Consider the following 14,068-nt stretch of genomic DNA (forward strand, 5'->3'; position numbering starts at 1 on the left):
TCGATGCCAGATCATCCTCGTACCCAGACCTTTGCCTGTGGATTGCCGATAAAGCCACGCCGCACATTCAAATAGCGGTCTGACTGTGGCACAAAGATGGCGCATGATGTCTTCCCGCACCCGGCGCGCCGCACCAGCGCTCGACAAGGACCGACTTGAGGCGCTCGCGCTGCACTATGCGGCCCGATACGCGACGACGCGGGCAAAACTCCATAAGTATCTCGCGCGCAAGATTACCGAACGCGGCTGGAACGAAGAAAATCCGGCGGACATCGAAGGACTTGTCGCCCGCCTCGTGGACCTTCGCTATGTGGATGACGCGACTTATGCCCGCATGAAAGCCGGCGCGATGCAACGTCGCGGGCTGGGCCAGCGCAGAATTGGGCAAATGCTCCTTCATGCCGGCGTAGACGAAAGCGACCGCCTTCCCGCGCTGGAAACCAGTGGTCGCGAGCGTTGGGAAGCCGCGGAACGTCTGGCGCGCCGCAAGCGGATTGGCCCTTTTGGCTCCGACAATTCTGATCGACCAACGCGCGAGAAACATGTCGCGGCTTTTCTCAGGGCTGGACACGATATGATGACAGCACGGGCCTGGGCTTATTCGGCGCCTGGCGACGCCCCGCCCTGCCCCGATGAAGATGCGATATGAAGCTCAAGGCTCTCACATTATCCTGCTGCGTTCTGACAGTGCTATTTTTATCTGGATGCAGCGATCGGAGTCCCGTTGGCCAAGGCTCAAAGATCACTTCCAGCGACAGCCTTTCTACGACCGCGATCATCGCGACAGATAGGGGTGAAGTAACCCTACACCTTGAGGTCGCTGCCGATTCCGAAGCTCAGGAGAAGGGACTGATGGGCAGAAAACAGCTGCCCATCGGTTCCGGCATGTTGTTTCCGTTCGATCCGCCCCGCACGCCAAATTTCTGGATGAAAGGAACGCTCATTCCGCTGGACCTGATCTTCGTTCGATCAGACGGAACGATCAGCGCTGTCATGGCAGGCAAGCCCGGTGATCTCACCCCGATATCAACGGGTGAGCCGGTGCGTGGCGTCATCGAAATCGGTGGAAACGAGGCGAGGCGCTTTGGCATTTCGGCGGGCGATCGAGTGAAGTGGGGCAAGTGCGACGGCGCAGGACAGAGCGATCCGCTAAGCTTCTGCCCCAATTGACCCGACAGGAAGCAATGGGCAGTTGCCAATCGACCGCCAGAGCGGCTAAGCGACAGCCCCATGGGCATCTTCAAGAACATCTTCACCTGGTGGGAAGGCGCGACCTTCGGCACGTGGCTCAATACCAGCCGGAACGGCTCAAAAGTGGGCGAAGATCACGAAGGCAACGTCTATTATGAAGGCGGAACCGATCCCAACGGACTGACCCGGCGCTGGGTCCTCTACAAAGGCAATAATGATGCTAGTCGTGTGCCGGCCGAGTGGCATGGCTGGCTGCATCACAGTATTGAAGGAACGCCGGAGAGCAATCTTCCGCCGCCCCGCATTTGGGAAGTCGATCACAGCCCCAATCTCACGGGCACTGCTCAGGCTTACCGTCCTTCTGGCGCGCTTGAGCGCGGCGGTCGCCGCGCGATGGCAACTGGCGACTACGAAGCCTGGGCGCCCGACGCGTGAAATTCCCCCGGTGCTCTGCGCCGGACCGCTGGCTGATCTGCCTTTTAGCGGTCATCTCGCTTGCCGGATGCGGCAGCGGGAAACAGAGCGATAATGAGGCCGCGCCGGGCACTCCGGGATCAACGGGAGAGAAAGCGATCCCCGACGCCGGATCGGGGTTGCCTGGCACGCCAATGGCCGAGAGAGTCGCGGTTATCGGCATCCTCAACAAGCGCAATGGACTAACTCGCGACCTCCAGATGAAGCCGGGTCAGGCGCAGCGGTGGGGATCAGCAGTGGTGAGACTGCGCGCCTGCGAACAGACTGCGCCGTGGGAAAATACCCCGGAAACCGGAGCCTTCGTGCAGGTCGATATCCGCGAAACACGCGACAATAGGTGGCACCGGCAGTTTTCCGGCTGGCTCTTCAAAAATCGGCCGGAGCGTAATGTCGTCCAGCATCCGATTTACGACGTTTGGGTTAAAAGTTGCACGATGAGCTGGCCCGAAACGGGCGACGAGACCGTCCGTATGGAAGGTCGTGCGTCCGGCACATCGTCCAACGCCCCCCTCTCAAGCGAGAAGAAGTCTGCCGATCCGGACAGTGGATCGTCGAACGAAACCCCTGCTACAGCATTACCCAGCAACAACGAGTAGTCGTCTGCATTGAGCTCGATCGCGCCGAGCGATGAAAGATGCGACGTCATGAACTGGCAATCCAGCAAGGTGAAGCCGCCCGCGCTGAGGCGGGCCACCAGTGCCGAGAGCGCAACTTTTGAAGCATCCGTTGCCCTGCTCACCATGCTCTCACCAAAAAATGCGCGGCCCAGCGCCAGACCATAGAGTCCGCCGAGTAGGACACGCGAGTTGCCTTCGCCCTTCCCCCAACACTCTATGCTGTGTGCTAGGCCCATCCGATGCAGCGCCAGGAAAGCGCGCTCGATCTCATGGTTGATCCAGGTGGCCGGACGGTCCTCTGCGGACTGCGCACAAAGCCGCACGACGTCCTCGAATGCCTGGTCGGCTGTAACGGAAAAGCGCTCGGAGCGGAGAGTCTTCCGCAAGGAGCGCGAAAGATGGAACCCGTCGAGAGGCAGAACCGCCCTCCGTTCTGGTTCCACCCAAAAAATTTTCGGATCATCACGTCCATCGGACATCGGAAACAGGCCGATCGCATAGGCGCGCAGCAATGTGGGCAAGTCTATGCTCATCATCTTAGGCCTAGCCCGATTCAACCTCCTTTTGGAAGCCCGTCCAACGGAATGGCGCAGAAGTGGAGGGTTTGTCTCTTCTACTGCAATCACTTGGATAAAGGCGCGTATCGCGCCTTGCACACGCCCTCGCTCCGAGCTAATGACCCCGCCTTGCCGGCCGCAGGGGTGTAGCTCAGCTGGTAGAGCGTCGGTCTCCAAAACCGAATGTCGTAGGTTCGAATCCTATCGCCCCTGCCAGGCGGCTGGCCGCCTCTCGCCTACATTGCTTGCCTTGGCTAGCAACCGGGCGTAAGAGGCGCGCGGTTTTCCGTAACAGCGGGATGGCTGGCAGGACGCAGATCTTTTTGGGATTGCGCCTGACTCGCTGCCCTTGTTCCATCTATTTTAGTTCTGAGCGAGACAAGAGAACGTGGCAAAGACGACCCCCGTTGAGTTCTTCCGCCAGGTGCAGGCTGAGACCAAAAAGATCGTCTGGCCAGGTGGCCGAGAAACGATGATGACTGCGGTTCTGGTCGTCATTATGACCAGCCTGCTCGGCTTCTTCTTTTTCGGAATTGACAGCTTGTTTGGCTGGGTTGTGAAAATGCTGCTCGGCCTTGCCGCAGGACAGGCATAATCATCCGGCGAAGCACGTAATATTTGGAGTTTAAGACAAGATCATGGCGCGCTGGTACATCATCCACGCCTATTCGGGCTTCGAAAATAAGGTTCGTGAATCGATCATGGCCGAGGCGACCCGCATGGGGCTCGATGCCCTTGTCGAATCGGTCGAGGTCCCGACCGAGACCGTGACGGAGGTTCGTCGTGGCAAGAAGGTCCAGTCGGAACGGAAGTTCTTTCCGGGCTATGTTCTCGCCAAGCTGAGCATGAACGACGATGTGTATCACCTCGTCAAGAATACGCCCAAGGTTACCGGCTTCCTTGGCTCATCGGGAAAGCCGCAGGCGATCACCGAAGCTGAGGCCGCTCGCATTCTCAACACGAAGGAAGAGGCAGCCGCCGCTCCACGTCACAAGGTCAATGTCGATTACGAGATTGGCGACAGCGTGAAGGTCATGAGCGGGCCGTTCGCAAGCTTTATCGGGACTGTCGAAGAACTCGACTTCGACAAGAATCGGGTCAAGGTTTCGGTCTCCATCTTCGGCCGCGCGACGCCGGTGGAACTGGACTTCGAGGAAGTAGAGCTTTCCAAGTAGTTTCTTCTCCCGTCATTCTTTCGCAGAGCCGCCGGTCGCACGACTGGCGGCTCTTTTCGTGAATATTGTACCGCAGACGCAAGCGATGGGGACTTCTCATCGCGTTTGAGTCACGCCCTACCGATGGGAGCGACACCATATCTTTCAAGGCATTAGCCTCAGCGCGCTTTAGGAATTAACAATACAGAGGATAATAATGCGCACCTCAGTTGCTCTCTTCATGTGCTCCGCGCTTGTCGGATCGGTCGCGACCGCATCGACTGCCATTGCCCAGGCTCCGTCGACCCCCGCCAATATCACCGTTGGCGCCCCGATTTACGACGCGAAAGGTGGCGACGTCGGCACGGTTGACTCCATTGTCGGCGACAATGTCGTTGTTTCCACCGGCAGTCAGAAAGTCACGCTCTCCAAAGCCGCTTTCGCGCAATGGCCGAAGGGTCTTACCATTGCGATGACGCGCGACGAACTCAACGCTGCTGCGGACCAGGCCAAGGCACAAAATGCGCAGGCACTGACCGATGCCCTTGCGGCCGGTACTGATGTCCACGGATCTGGCGGCGCGAAAGTTGGCGTTATAAAGTCTGTCGAAGGTGATCAGGTCCTCGTCACCACTCCAAAGGGCGACGTCAGCATCCCGAAAAATTCCTTCGCTATGGGCGCATCTGGCCTCTCGATCGGGCTGTCCGCAGAACAGTTTGAAGCGGCCGTTGCGCAAGCCACCAAGCCGGCTGCATAAGCTCAGTTGCTGACATCAACACAAGATCGTATTGCCTGAAAGCACTGCGATCGGCCAAAGTCGGCCATGACAACCCCGCGGCGCGTGTCACTTCCGAGAGACACCCGCCTGCGGGGTTTGGTCTTTTCTTTTTACAGTATGGGCGCTATGGGCGCTTTCTTCCGGGCAAGGTGAAAAACTTTCAACCGGATTCTGACGCGGGAGGATCTTTCATAAAGGTCCGTTCGAACCGCTAAGCTTGAACTGGAACCGAGAGGCCATCCGCGTCTCGGCTCCCCTATAGAGTGAGTTGTAATGGCTAAGAAAATTACGGGCTATATCAAGCTCCAGGTGCCCGCTGGAGCCGCCAATCCCTCGCCGCCAATCGGACCTGCCCTTGGTCAGCGCGGCGTGAACATCATGGAATTCTGCAAAGGCTTCAATGCCGCAACCGGCGACGTGGAAAAGGGCACGCCCCTCCCCACCGTCATCACCGTTTATGCTGACCGCAGCTTTTCCTTCGTAACGAAGACGCCTCCGGCAACCTTCCTCATCAAGAAGGCCGCCAACCTCAAGTCGGGCTCGAAGGAGCCGGGCAAGGTGAGCGCGGGAACGATCAAGCGCTCGGCGCTCTCCCAGATCGCCGAAGCGAAGATGAAGGATCTCAACGCCAACGACATCGAGGCGGCTACGCGGATCATCGAAGGCAGCGCCCGCGCAATGGGCCTGCAGGTCGTGGAGGGCTAAGGACATGGCAAAGCTGACCAAGAAGGCAAAGGCTCTCTCTACCGCGATCGATCGCGAGAAGCTGCACGGCGTCGACGAGGCAATCTCCCTCATCAAGACGAATGCGACAGCCAAGTTCGACGAGACCGTGGAAGTCGCTATGAACCTGGGCGTCGACCCGCGTCATGCAGACCAGATGGTCCGCGGCGTGGTGACTCTCCCCGCCGGCACCGGCAAGGACGTTCGCGTGGCCGTGTTTGCCCGTGCGGACAAGGCCGATGCAGCCAAGGCGGCTGGCGCAGAAATCGTGGGCGCCGAAGATCTGCTTGAGCACATCCAGAACGGCAACTTCGATTTCGACCGCGTTATCGCCACTCCGGACATGATGGGCCTCGTCGGGCGCCTCGGTAAGGTTCTCGGCCCCAAGGGCATGATGCCGAACCCGAAGCTGGGAACGGTCACGCCGAATGTTGCGGAAGCCGTGAAGGCAGCCAAGGGCGGCCAGATCGAGTTCCGTGTCGAGAAGGCAGGCATCATCCATGCCGGCCTGGGCAAGGCCAGCTTCTCGGCTGCTGATCTTCGCAAGAACTTCGACGCGTTCGTCGACGCGATCGTGAAGGCCAAGCCCTCCGGTTCGAAGGGCAAGTATGTCCGCAAGATCGCCCTCTCGTCGTCGATGGGACCGGGCGTGAAAGTGGATGTGACGGAAGTCGCATCGGCCTGATTGCCATAACCGCGTTTCGAAGGGCCTCCGCTTCATAGCGGGGGCCCTTTTTATATGCCCCCCCGCTTCGAGCGCGAGCGTTCGAGACGGAGATGCAACGAGCGCTCTCGTTTCGGACTCGGGAAAATCATCGCAAACGGACTATCGTTTCGTGTTCGTGTCAGTCTTGGCATCCCTAATTTTGCGATAACTTTATCCAACAACCCGGTCTTGAGGCTGCGCTGCAAAACTGCACAGCATGACTGGGATCAAGTTCGCCTTTGCACTGACTGTCGCGTTCAGCTCCAGCGTAGCGTTAGCCGTGAGCGTGACCGAGGGGATCAGCGAGCCTGTAGCGGCGGCTGTCACCACCACCCTGTCCGAAGCGACGACAACGGATCCCGCCAGCGCTGTTCATAATCGCATGTTTCAGCGGGCACCCGACGGACTGTTCTACATCCATGCCGCCGTAAACGGCACACCCCTTCGCTTCGTCATCGACACCGGCGCGTCAGTGGTCGTGCTTAACCGTCAGGATGCCGCCCGTCTCGGTCTGTCCTACGAAAGCCTGTCACACAGCGCCCAGATGAAGACCGTGGGCGGCCCTTCCGCCATGAAGTGGACGGAAATCAAGCGACTGGAAATGGCAGGAAAGCGCCTGGAAGGCATATCCGCTGCCGTGGTGGATAAAGGCCTGCCTGTTTCGCTGCTCGGGCAAAACGCTCTGAGTCTGCTTGGAACGGTGACGCTCAAAGGCGATGTGCTGACGATCGACTGAGTCGGCCTATATCCAGAGGCATTCGCGCCAACACTTGCAATCCCGAACCAAGTCCGCTAACCGCCCCTCCGTTCGCGAACTTAATGCTCGTGACGCCGTCCGAGACAGCTGGTGACAGGGATTTGCCTGTCTTAATGACCAGCCGAGACGGGGAAAAGTTCTTGCCGTGCGGCATGGACTGACTTTGTCAGTCGCGCTTCACGGGTCTGCCTGCTCCAGCACATGATGTGCACTAGCGGGTTCAGTCAGCCTTCCCCTCCGGACAGACGTGGCGTTGACCCGGCCTTGCGCCGTGTCGGGCCGATCCGGTGCATGCGGGGAGCGTTCGTTTCCTATCATGCACCAATTGTGCGCCGTGGCGCTGGTGGTTCGCCACCTGTGTCGCGGCATGAGGAGAATGGTATGGATCGCAACGAGAAGTCCGAGGTCGTTTCGGCGCTCCATGCATCCCTGAAGCAGATGGGCGTGGTGGTCATCACCCGCAATCTGGGCATGAGCGTCGCTCAGTCCACTGATCTGCGTCAGAAGATGCGGGACGCAGGCGCGGCCTATAAAGTGACGAAGAATCGTCTTGCGAAGATCGCCATTCAGGACACGGACTATGCCGCCATCGGCGACATGCTCACGGGCCCTGTTGGCCTTGCAACCTCGGCCGATCCGGTCGCGGCTGCCAAGGTTGCGATCGACTTCGCCAAGACGAACGACAAACTCGAGATCGTCGGCGGCGCCATGGGCGCCCTGCTGCTCGATGCCGAGGGCGTCAAGGCGCTCGCGTCGCTGCCGTCGCTCGACGAACTGCGCGCGAAGCTCGTGGGCCTCATTCAGGCGCCCGCGACCAAGCTCGCCACCGTCACTCAGGCTCCGGCCGCGCAACTCGCGCGCGTGTTCGGCGCCTATGCGGCCAAGGATGCGGCGTAAGCCTCAACTCTGGCCAAAAATCCTTCAACTGAACCCAATTAAGGGCCCAATGCCCGCCAAGAAAATGGAGTGTGAATAACATGGCTGACATCAACGCACTGGTCGACCAGCTTTCGGCCCTCACTGTCCTCGAAGCCGCCGAGCTCTCGAAGGCCCTCGAAGAGAAGTGGGGCGTTTCCGCTGCTGCTGCAGTCGCGGTCGCTGCGCCCGCTGGCGGCGCCGGCGGCGGTGCTCCTGCCGAGGAAGCCAAGGACGAGTTCGACGTGATCCTCACCGGCGACGGTGGCAAGAAGATCAACGTCATCAAGGAAGTCCGTGCCATCACCGGTCTGGGCCTCACCGAGGCGAAGGCTCTCGTCGAAAGCGCCCCGAAGGCTGTCAAGGAAGGCGTCAACAAGGCTGAAGCCGAGGCGCTCAAGAAGCAGCTTGAAGAGGCCGGCGCGACTGTCGAGCTTAAGTAAGCTTTGCAGCTGGCATCCGCCTTTGGTGGATGTTCACTCTTCGAAAGGGGCAGTCGCCAGCCGACTGCCCCTTTTCCTATGTTAGTCGAACGGCACTTTGGTCAGACCGGCTTTGAATCGCCATCAGACCCGGACGCCGATACTCCCCCCTGTCCCAACTCCGCGTTTAGTCCGGCCAGCGCATGAATTAGTCGTCGGGGCGCAAGTCGTTCTGGAACAGCCGGCAACGACGACCCGAGCGGATCGTAACTGCTTGGCCGCGCCGGACGCGTGGCGCTGTTTTTTGGAAGAGGCTTCAGATCAGCCGGCAAGCTATCGCCCTCCTCCAAGGCGCGCATCCGTGGCGACCATTCGTCCGACGAAAGCCTGATCGCGTTCGCGCTCGCAGCGATTGAGGCGCCAATTCTCAGCCGCTGCCGTCGTTCTCTTCGTAAGGCCACGACGAGCCCAGTGCAGAACAACGCAAAGATGACCGCCAACGGCGCAATCCGCACCACATCAGGGCGTGTCCAGAAGCTACCCCATGTGGGCGTTCGGTTTGGGGTTGGCTCGGGAGAAGGGGCTGGGACTGCACTATAGGCGCTTGGTGTCGCCACCGCGGATGTGGCGGCCATTTCCTTATCAGCGCTTGCGCTATTACCGAACGTCGCCCCAATCGCGCTAATAGCCGGCGGTAAGCTGGTAGAATTTTCCGGCTGCCTGCTCTGCCCTTGCTCTGCCCGGTCCACATCGGTTCGCACCTGCCTCACCGACAAGTCCTGTGCCTGAAACGACGGGGTCGTGCTTACCATCACGCGCGGATCGGACGCGACAAGCCGAGGCACGCGCTCGAGTCCGGTAACAGGCTCCGCTCGGGCTCGTGGTGATAGAATCTCGTCAGGCGCGGCGCGCAAGGTTTGCGGAACCGCCTCGTTCACCGGCGTGGAGTCAATTGAGGCAGGTCTCGCCTGCCCATAACTAGGTGCGACCATTCCAAGCTGCAAAGGCGCAGATAGGAGGATAACGCTACCGATCCCTCGGAACGCCAAACAAGGCACCGACCGCTTCATGCCAAGGGAGTATAATTGACCACGTCAAAACAGCGAACGGAAATTTGTGGTATGCTTTGGGCTTTGACCGCCAGTCCACTCAGCATTTAAGCTTAAATCCGTTGGTTCACCGACCCGCAATTTATAAGACTTCCGGTGCAGCTCCAAAAATCGACGCCAATGGCCTTTGCAAAACAGCGATGTAGGCTTATATGGCATCCAACAGGATCGGTCGGTCAATGACCTGCCGGTCTCTCCTCGTCGCTCGGGAAGGCTCGCTGCGTTGCGCACGGCAAGCCTAGGAATGGAGCGGCAGAGCGGGTTCTACAGCGGCAGCAGTGCGGATCGGACAGCCCCGGCCCGCACTTTTTTGCGTGAGTTACCGAGGCGAATCATCGCCGGTGACCTCCGCTTCGATGGCTGAAACTTCGCTGAGATGCGAATTTGTTTGGGACCGAAAGAGGCAAGACAAGCATGGCAACCAAGGCTCTCCCCCCCGTTTCCGAGCGCGAAAGCGCCAAGAAGCGGATTCGCAAGGTATTCGGCAACATCCACGAAGTGGTGCAGATGCCGAACCTGATCGAGGTGCAGAGGGAGAGCTACGAGCAGTTCCTGCGGTCTAACCCGGCTATCGGTTATGTGTCCGGCCTCGAGAAGACCTTGCGCTCGGTCTTCCCCATTCGCGACTTCGCGGGCACCGCCGAGCTCGACTTCGTGAACTATGAGCTCGAAGATCCGAAGTACGATACCGAGGAATGCCGCCAGCGGGGCATCACCTATGCGGCACCGATGCGCGTGACGCTGCGCCTCATCGTGTTCGAAGTGGACGCCGACACTGAGACTCGCTCCGTCCTCGATATCAAGGAGCAGGATGTGTACATGGGCGACATGCCGCTCATGACCGGCAACGGCACGTTTATCGTGAACGGCACCGAGCGCGTCATCGTGTCCCAGATGCATCGTTCGCCGGGCGTTCTCTTCGATCATGACCGTGGCAAGACGCACAGCAGCGGAAAGTATCTCTTCGCCGCGCGCGTTATCCCTTATCGCGGTTCCTGGCTTGATTTCGAGTTCGACGCCAAGGACATCGTCAACGTCCGCATCGACCGCAAGCGCAAGCTGCCGGTCACCGCCCTGCTCTATGCACTCGGCCTGAACAGCGAGGAAATTCTTGGCGCCTTTTACAACAAGGTGACCTATGTTCGCGGCGAGAACGGCTGGCAGATTCCGTTCACGTCGGAAGCCTGGCGTGGCCAGAAGCCGGCCTTCGACATCGTTGATGCCAAGTCCGGCGAAGTCGTCTTTGCTGCCGGCCACAAGATCAGCCCTCGCGCCGCCAACAAGGCCGAGAAGGATGGCCTTGAGACGCTGCTCATTCCGACCGAAGAAATCTTCGGTCGTTACAGTGCGTTCGATCTCGTCAATGACGCAACCGGTGAAATCTATATCGAAGCGGGCGACGAAGTTTCCGCCGAGAACCTCGAAAAGCTCGACGCGGCCGGCATCGATCGCCTCGAACTGCTCGACATCGACCATGTGAACACGGGTCCGTGGATCCGCAACACGCTCAAGGTCGACAAGGCTGAGGATCGCGATCACGCGCTGTCGGACATCTATCGCGTCATGCGCCCCGGCGAACCGCCGACGCGCGAGACGGCTGAAGCCCTGTTTGAAGGCCTGTTCTTCGACGGCGAGCGCTATGACCTTTCCGCCGTTGGCCGTGTTAAGCTCAACATGCGTCTTGGCCTCGATGCCGAAGACACCATCACCACCCTGCGCCGCGAGGATATTCTCGCCGTGGTCAAGGAGCTGGTGAACCTCAAGGACGGCAAGGGCGAGATCGACGACATCGACAATCTCGGCAACCGCCGCGTCCGCTCGGTGGGCGAGCTGCTGGAGAACCAGTATCGCGTCGGCCTGCTGCGCATGGAGCGCGCCGTGAAGGAGCGCATGAGCTCGGTCGATGTCTCAACCGTGATGCCGAACGACCTGATCAACGCGAAGCCGGCTGTAGCCGCCGTGCGCGAGTTCTTCGGCTCCTCGCAGCTGTCGCAGTTCATGGACCAGACCAATCCGCTTTCCGAAGTGACGCATAAGCGTCGCGTGTCGGCGCTCGGGCCGGGTGGTCTTACCCGTGAGCGTGCGGGCTTCGAAGTGCGCGACGTTCATCCGACGCACTATGGCCGCATCTGCCCGATCGAGACGCCGGAAGGCCCGAATATCGGCCTTATCAACTCACTGGCGAGCTTCAGCCGCGTCAATAAGTATGGCTTTATCGAAACGCCCTATCGCAAGATCATCGACGGCAAGGTGACCGGCGACGTCGTCTATCTTTCCGCGATGGAGGAGGCGCGCCACACGATCGCGCAGGCGAACGCGGAGCTCAATCCTGACGGCAGCTTCGCGGAGGATCTGATCTCTGCTCGCGAAGCAGGCGAGTTCCTCATGGCGCCCCGCGAGCATGTGACGCTCATGGACGTCAGCCCCAAGCAGCTCGTTTCGGTTGCGGCGTCGCTCATTCCGTTCCTGGAGAACGATGACGCCAACCGCGCGCTGATGGGCTCGAACATGCAGCGTCAGGCGGTTCCGCTCGTGCGGGCCGAGGCACCGTTCGTTGGCACCGGCATGGAAGAGACGGTGGCGCGGGATTCCGGCGCGGCGATTGCCGCCAAGCGCTCGGGTATCGTCGATCAGGTCGATGCGACCCGTATCGTTATCCGCGCAACTGAGGATATTGAGGCCGGCAAGTCCGGCGTCGACATCTACACGTTGATGAAGTTTCAGCGCTCCAACCAGGACACCTGCATTAACCAGCGTCCGCTGGTGAAAGTAGGCGATCATGTGAACGCGGGTGACGTCATCGCCGACGGTCCGTCGACCGAACTGGGCGAACTGGCGCTGGGGCGTAACAGCCTCGTCGCGTTCATGCCCTGGAACGGCTACAACTACGAAGACTCCATCCTCATCTCCGAGCGGATCGTGAAGGACGACGTCTTCACCTCGATCCACATCGAGGAATTCGAGGTGATGGCCCGCGACACTAAGCTCGGGCCAGAGGACATTACGCGTGATATCCCGAACGTCGGCGAGGAAGCCCTGCGCAACCTCGACGAAGCGGGCATCGTTTACATCGGCGCCGAAGTGGAGCCAGGCGACATTCTCGTTGGCAAGATCACTCCCAAGGGTGAGTCGCCGATGACGCCGGAAGAAAAGCTCCTCCGCGCGATCTTCGGTGAGAAAGCCAGCGACGTGCGCGACACGTCGCTGCGCCTGCCGCCGGGCGTTGCCGGTACGATCGTCGAGGTGCGCGTGTTCAACCGCCACGGCATCGATAAGGACGAGCGCGCGATGGCAATCGAGCGCGAGGAGATCGATCGCCTCGCGAAGGATCGTGAGGACGAGCGCGGCATTCTCAACCGCGCGACCTTCAATCGCCTGCGCGACATGCTGATCGGCCAGACGGCAACGGCTGCTCCGAAGGGCATCAAGAAGGGCGTCGAGATCACCGAGGACGTGCTGGCCGAGGCCGAGCGTCACGAGTGGTGGAAGTTCGCGGTCGCGGATGATGCCCGCCAGACGCAGCTGGAAGCGGTGAAGGCGCAGTATGACGAAGCGGTGAAGGTGATCGTCGAGAAGTTCGAGGATCGCGTCGAGAAGCTGCAGCGTGGTGATGAGCTGCCCCCGGGCGTGCTCAAGATGGTCAAGGTGTTCGTCGCGGTGAAGCGCAAGCTGCAGCCGGGCGATAAGATGGCCGGTCGTCACGGTAACAAGGGTGTGATTTCCCGCATTCTGCCGATCGAGGACATGCCGTTCCTCGAGGATGGCACGCCCGTCGACATCGTCCTCAATCCGCTTGGCGTGCCAAGCCGCATGAACGTGGGCCAGATCTTCGAGACGCATCTCGGCTGGGCTGCTCGTGGTCTTGGTCAGCAGATCAAAACCGCTCTTGAGGACTGGCGCGAGGCAAACCCGAACCCGGAGGCGGCAGCGCCCCCCTCGGCGGTCGTGGAGCGCCTGAAGACAGTTTACGGCGAGAGCTATGCGGCCGAGATCGACGCGCGTAGCCCCGAGCAGATCATCGAACTGGCAGGTAATCTCCTCACGGGCGTGCCGATCGCCACACCGGTGTTTGACGGCGCTCGTGAAGCGGACGTCTCGGACATGCTCGCTCTTGCCGGTCTCGATCGGTCAGGCCAGAGCGACCTCTATGACGGCCGCACGGGCGACAAGTTCGACCGGAAAGTGACTGTTGGCATCATCTACATGCTGAAGTTGCATCACCTTGTGGACGACAAAATCCACGCACGTTCGATCGGGCCGTACAGCCTCGTTACCCAGCAACCGCTGGGCGGCAAGGCACAGTTCGGCGGTCAGCGCTTCGGTGAAATGGAGGTCTGGGCGCTCCAGGCCTATGGCGCCGCCTACACGCTGCAGGAAATGCTGACGGTGAAGTCGGACGACGTGGTCGGCCGCACCAAGGTCTATGAGGCGATCGTCAAGGGTGACGACACATTCGAGGCCGGCATCCCCGAAAGCTTCAACGTGCTCGTCAAGGAAATGCGCTCGCTCGGCCTCAACGTCGAGTTGGCAGCCCTGGACGACCTGGGTGATGACAACGCCGGCGAACTGCCCGAGGCGGCGGAGTAAGGGAATGTGGGCACCGCCTTCCCGGACGGTGCCGCCCTGCCCCACCCGCCCAGTGATTTGACCCTCCAGAGGGAATGA

13 protein-coding genes, 1 tRNA gene and 1 pseudogene are annotated in these 14,068 nt (G+C 60.3%); 14 read left to right on the forward strand and 1 reads right to left on the reverse strand.

What is annotated here, in order from left to right:
• Window positions 1-103 precede the first annotated feature (103 nt).
• The 4 genes and pseudogenes from ACNAOH_RS01755 to ACNAOH_RS01770 form a co-directional block, all read left to right on the forward strand.
• Window positions 104-649 (forward strand): regulatory protein RecX, encoded by a 546-nt coding sequence (locus tag ACNAOH_RS01755; RefSeq protein WP_443971064.1) that lies wholly within the window; start codon window positions 104-106, stop codon window positions 647-649.
• A complete protein-coding gene (locus ACNAOH_RS01760) occupies window positions 646-1,170 on the forward strand; it encodes a DUF192 domain-containing protein (RefSeq protein ID WP_443971065.1) in 525 nt (174 codons plus the stop codon). The genes ACNAOH_RS01755 and ACNAOH_RS01760 overlap by 4 nt, the downstream gene beginning before the upstream one ends.
• A gap of 60 nt (window positions 1,171-1,230) precedes the next feature.
• Complete coding sequence (locus ACNAOH_RS01765) at window positions 1,231-1,626, forward strand: NADH:ubiquinone oxidoreductase subunit NDUFA12 (RefSeq protein ID WP_443971066.1); 396 nt, start codon at window positions 1,231-1,233, stop codon at window positions 1,624-1,626.
• Between the two features lie 239 nt (window positions 1,627-1,865).
• A pseudogene (locus ACNAOH_RS01770) lies at window positions 1,866-2,036 on the forward strand (DUF2155 domain-containing protein); the annotation flags it as partial.
• Window positions 2,037-2,071: 35 nt separating this feature from the next.
• Here the strand turns inward: ACNAOH_RS01770 and aat are convergent.
• Complete coding sequence (gene aat, locus ACNAOH_RS01775) at window positions 2,072-2,815, reverse strand: leucyl/phenylalanyl-tRNA--protein transferase (protein ID WP_443972024.1); 744 nt, start codon at window positions 2,813-2,815, stop codon at window positions 2,072-2,074.
• Window positions 2,816-2,979: 164 nt separating this feature from the next.
• Between aat and ACNAOH_RS01780 the strand changes: the two genes are divergently transcribed.
• The 10 genes from ACNAOH_RS01780 to rpoB all read left to right on the forward strand — a co-directional run bounded on the left by ACNAOH_RS01780 (window position 2,980) and on the right by rpoB (window position 13,990).
• Window positions 2,980-3,055, forward strand: a tRNA-Trp gene (locus ACNAOH_RS01780).
• A gap of 172 nt (window positions 3,056-3,227) precedes the next feature.
• Window positions 3,228-3,434: a preprotein translocase subunit SecE gene (gene secE, locus ACNAOH_RS01785; protein ID WP_443971067.1), complete on the forward strand. Its 207-nt coding sequence runs from the start codon at window positions 3,228-3,230 to the stop codon at window positions 3,432-3,434.
• Window positions 3,435-3,477: 43 nt separating this feature from the next.
• Window positions 3,478-4,014 carry a transcription termination/antitermination protein NusG gene (nusG, locus tag ACNAOH_RS01790; RefSeq protein ID WP_443971068.1) on the forward strand — a complete coding sequence of 179 codons (537 nt, stop codon included), beginning with the start codon at window positions 3,478-3,480 and terminating at the stop codon, window positions 4,012-4,014.
• Between the two features lie 196 nt (window positions 4,015-4,210).
• Entirely contained in the window at window positions 4,211-4,750 is a 540-nt protein-coding gene (locus tag ACNAOH_RS01795) for a hypothetical protein (RefSeq protein WP_443971069.1), read from the forward strand.
• Window positions 4,751-5,044: 294 nt separating this feature from the next.
• The gene (gene rplK / locus ACNAOH_RS01800; RefSeq protein WP_443971070.1) at window positions 5,045-5,476 is read left to right on the forward strand and encodes a 50S ribosomal protein L11; all 432 of its coding nucleotides are present in this window, start codon (window positions 5,045-5,047) and stop codon (window positions 5,474-5,476) included.
• Between the two features lie 4 nt (window positions 5,477-5,480).
• Complete coding sequence (gene rplA, locus ACNAOH_RS01805; RefSeq protein WP_443971071.1) at window positions 5,481-6,179, forward strand: 50S ribosomal protein L1; 699 nt, start codon at window positions 5,481-5,483, stop codon at window positions 6,177-6,179.
• A gap of 238 nt (window positions 6,180-6,417) precedes the next feature.
• Window positions 6,418-6,936 carry a retropepsin-like aspartic protease family protein gene (locus ACNAOH_RS01810; protein ID WP_443971072.1) on the forward strand — a complete coding sequence of 173 codons (519 nt, stop codon included), beginning with the start codon at window positions 6,418-6,420 and terminating at the stop codon, window positions 6,934-6,936.
• Between the two features lie 402 nt (window positions 6,937-7,338).
• A complete protein-coding gene (rplJ, locus tag ACNAOH_RS01815) occupies window positions 7,339-7,854 on the forward strand; it encodes a 50S ribosomal protein L10 (RefSeq protein WP_443971073.1) in 516 nt (171 codons plus the stop codon).
• An 80-nt stretch (window positions 7,855-7,934) separates the two neighbouring features.
• Window positions 7,935-8,315, forward strand: a complete 381-nt coding sequence (rplL, locus tag ACNAOH_RS01820; protein WP_443971074.1) for a 50S ribosomal protein L7/L12 — start codon at window positions 7,935-7,937, stop codon at window positions 8,313-8,315.
• A gap of 1,502 nt (window positions 8,316-9,817) precedes the next feature.
• Window positions 9,818-13,990 (forward strand): DNA-directed RNA polymerase subunit beta, encoded by a 4,173-nt coding sequence (rpoB, locus tag ACNAOH_RS01825; RefSeq protein WP_443971075.1) that lies wholly within the window; start codon window positions 9,818-9,820, stop codon window positions 13,988-13,990.
• Window positions 13,991-14,068: the final 78 nt, after the last annotated feature.

The organism is Sphingobium sp. CR28, assembly GCF_052327305.1.
Taxonomy (GTDB): Bacteria; Pseudomonadota; Alphaproteobacteria; order Sphingomonadales; family Sphingomonadaceae; genus Sphingobium.

Coding starts and splice junctions, on each gene's coding strand:
- nusG (WP_443971068.1), top strand. CDS start 3,478: ATGGCGCGCTGGTACATCATCCACGCCTATTCGGGCTTCGAAAATAAG.
- rplL (WP_443971074.1), top strand. CDS start 7,935: ATGGCTGACATCAACGCACTGGTCGACCAGCTTTCGGCCCTCACTGTC.
- ACNAOH_RS01810 (WP_443971072.1), top strand. CDS start 6,418: ATGACTGGGATCAAGTTCGCCTTTGCACTGACTGTCGCGTTCAGCTCC.
- rplJ (WP_443971073.1), top strand. CDS start 7,339: ATGGATCGCAACGAGAAGTCCGAGGTCGTTTCGGCGCTCCATGCATCC.
- rpoB (WP_443971075.1), top strand. CDS start 9,818: ATGGCAACCAAGGCTCTCCCCCCCGTTTCCGAGCGCGAAAGCGCCAAG.
- ACNAOH_RS01765 (WP_443971066.1), top strand. CDS start 1,231: ATGGGCATCTTCAAGAACATCTTCACCTGGTGGGAAGGCGCGACCTTC.
- ACNAOH_RS01760 (WP_443971065.1), top strand. CDS start 646: ATGAAGCTCAAGGCTCTCACATTATCCTGCTGCGTTCTGACAGTGCTA.
- rplK (WP_443971070.1), top strand. CDS start 5,045: ATGGCTAAGAAAATTACGGGCTATATCAAGCTCCAGGTGCCCGCTGGA.
- aat (WP_443972024.1), bottom strand. CDS start 2,815: ATGAGCATAGACTTGCCCACATTGCTGCGCGCCTATGCGATCGGCCTG.
- ACNAOH_RS01795 (WP_443971069.1), top strand. CDS start 4,211: ATGCGCACCTCAGTTGCTCTCTTCATGTGCTCCGCGCTTGTCGGATCG.
- ACNAOH_RS01755 (WP_443971064.1), top strand. CDS start 104: ATGATGTCTTCCCGCACCCGGCGCGCCGCACCAGCGCTCGACAAGGAC.
- rplA (WP_443971071.1), top strand. CDS start 5,481: ATGGCAAAGCTGACCAAGAAGGCAAAGGCTCTCTCTACCGCGATCGAT.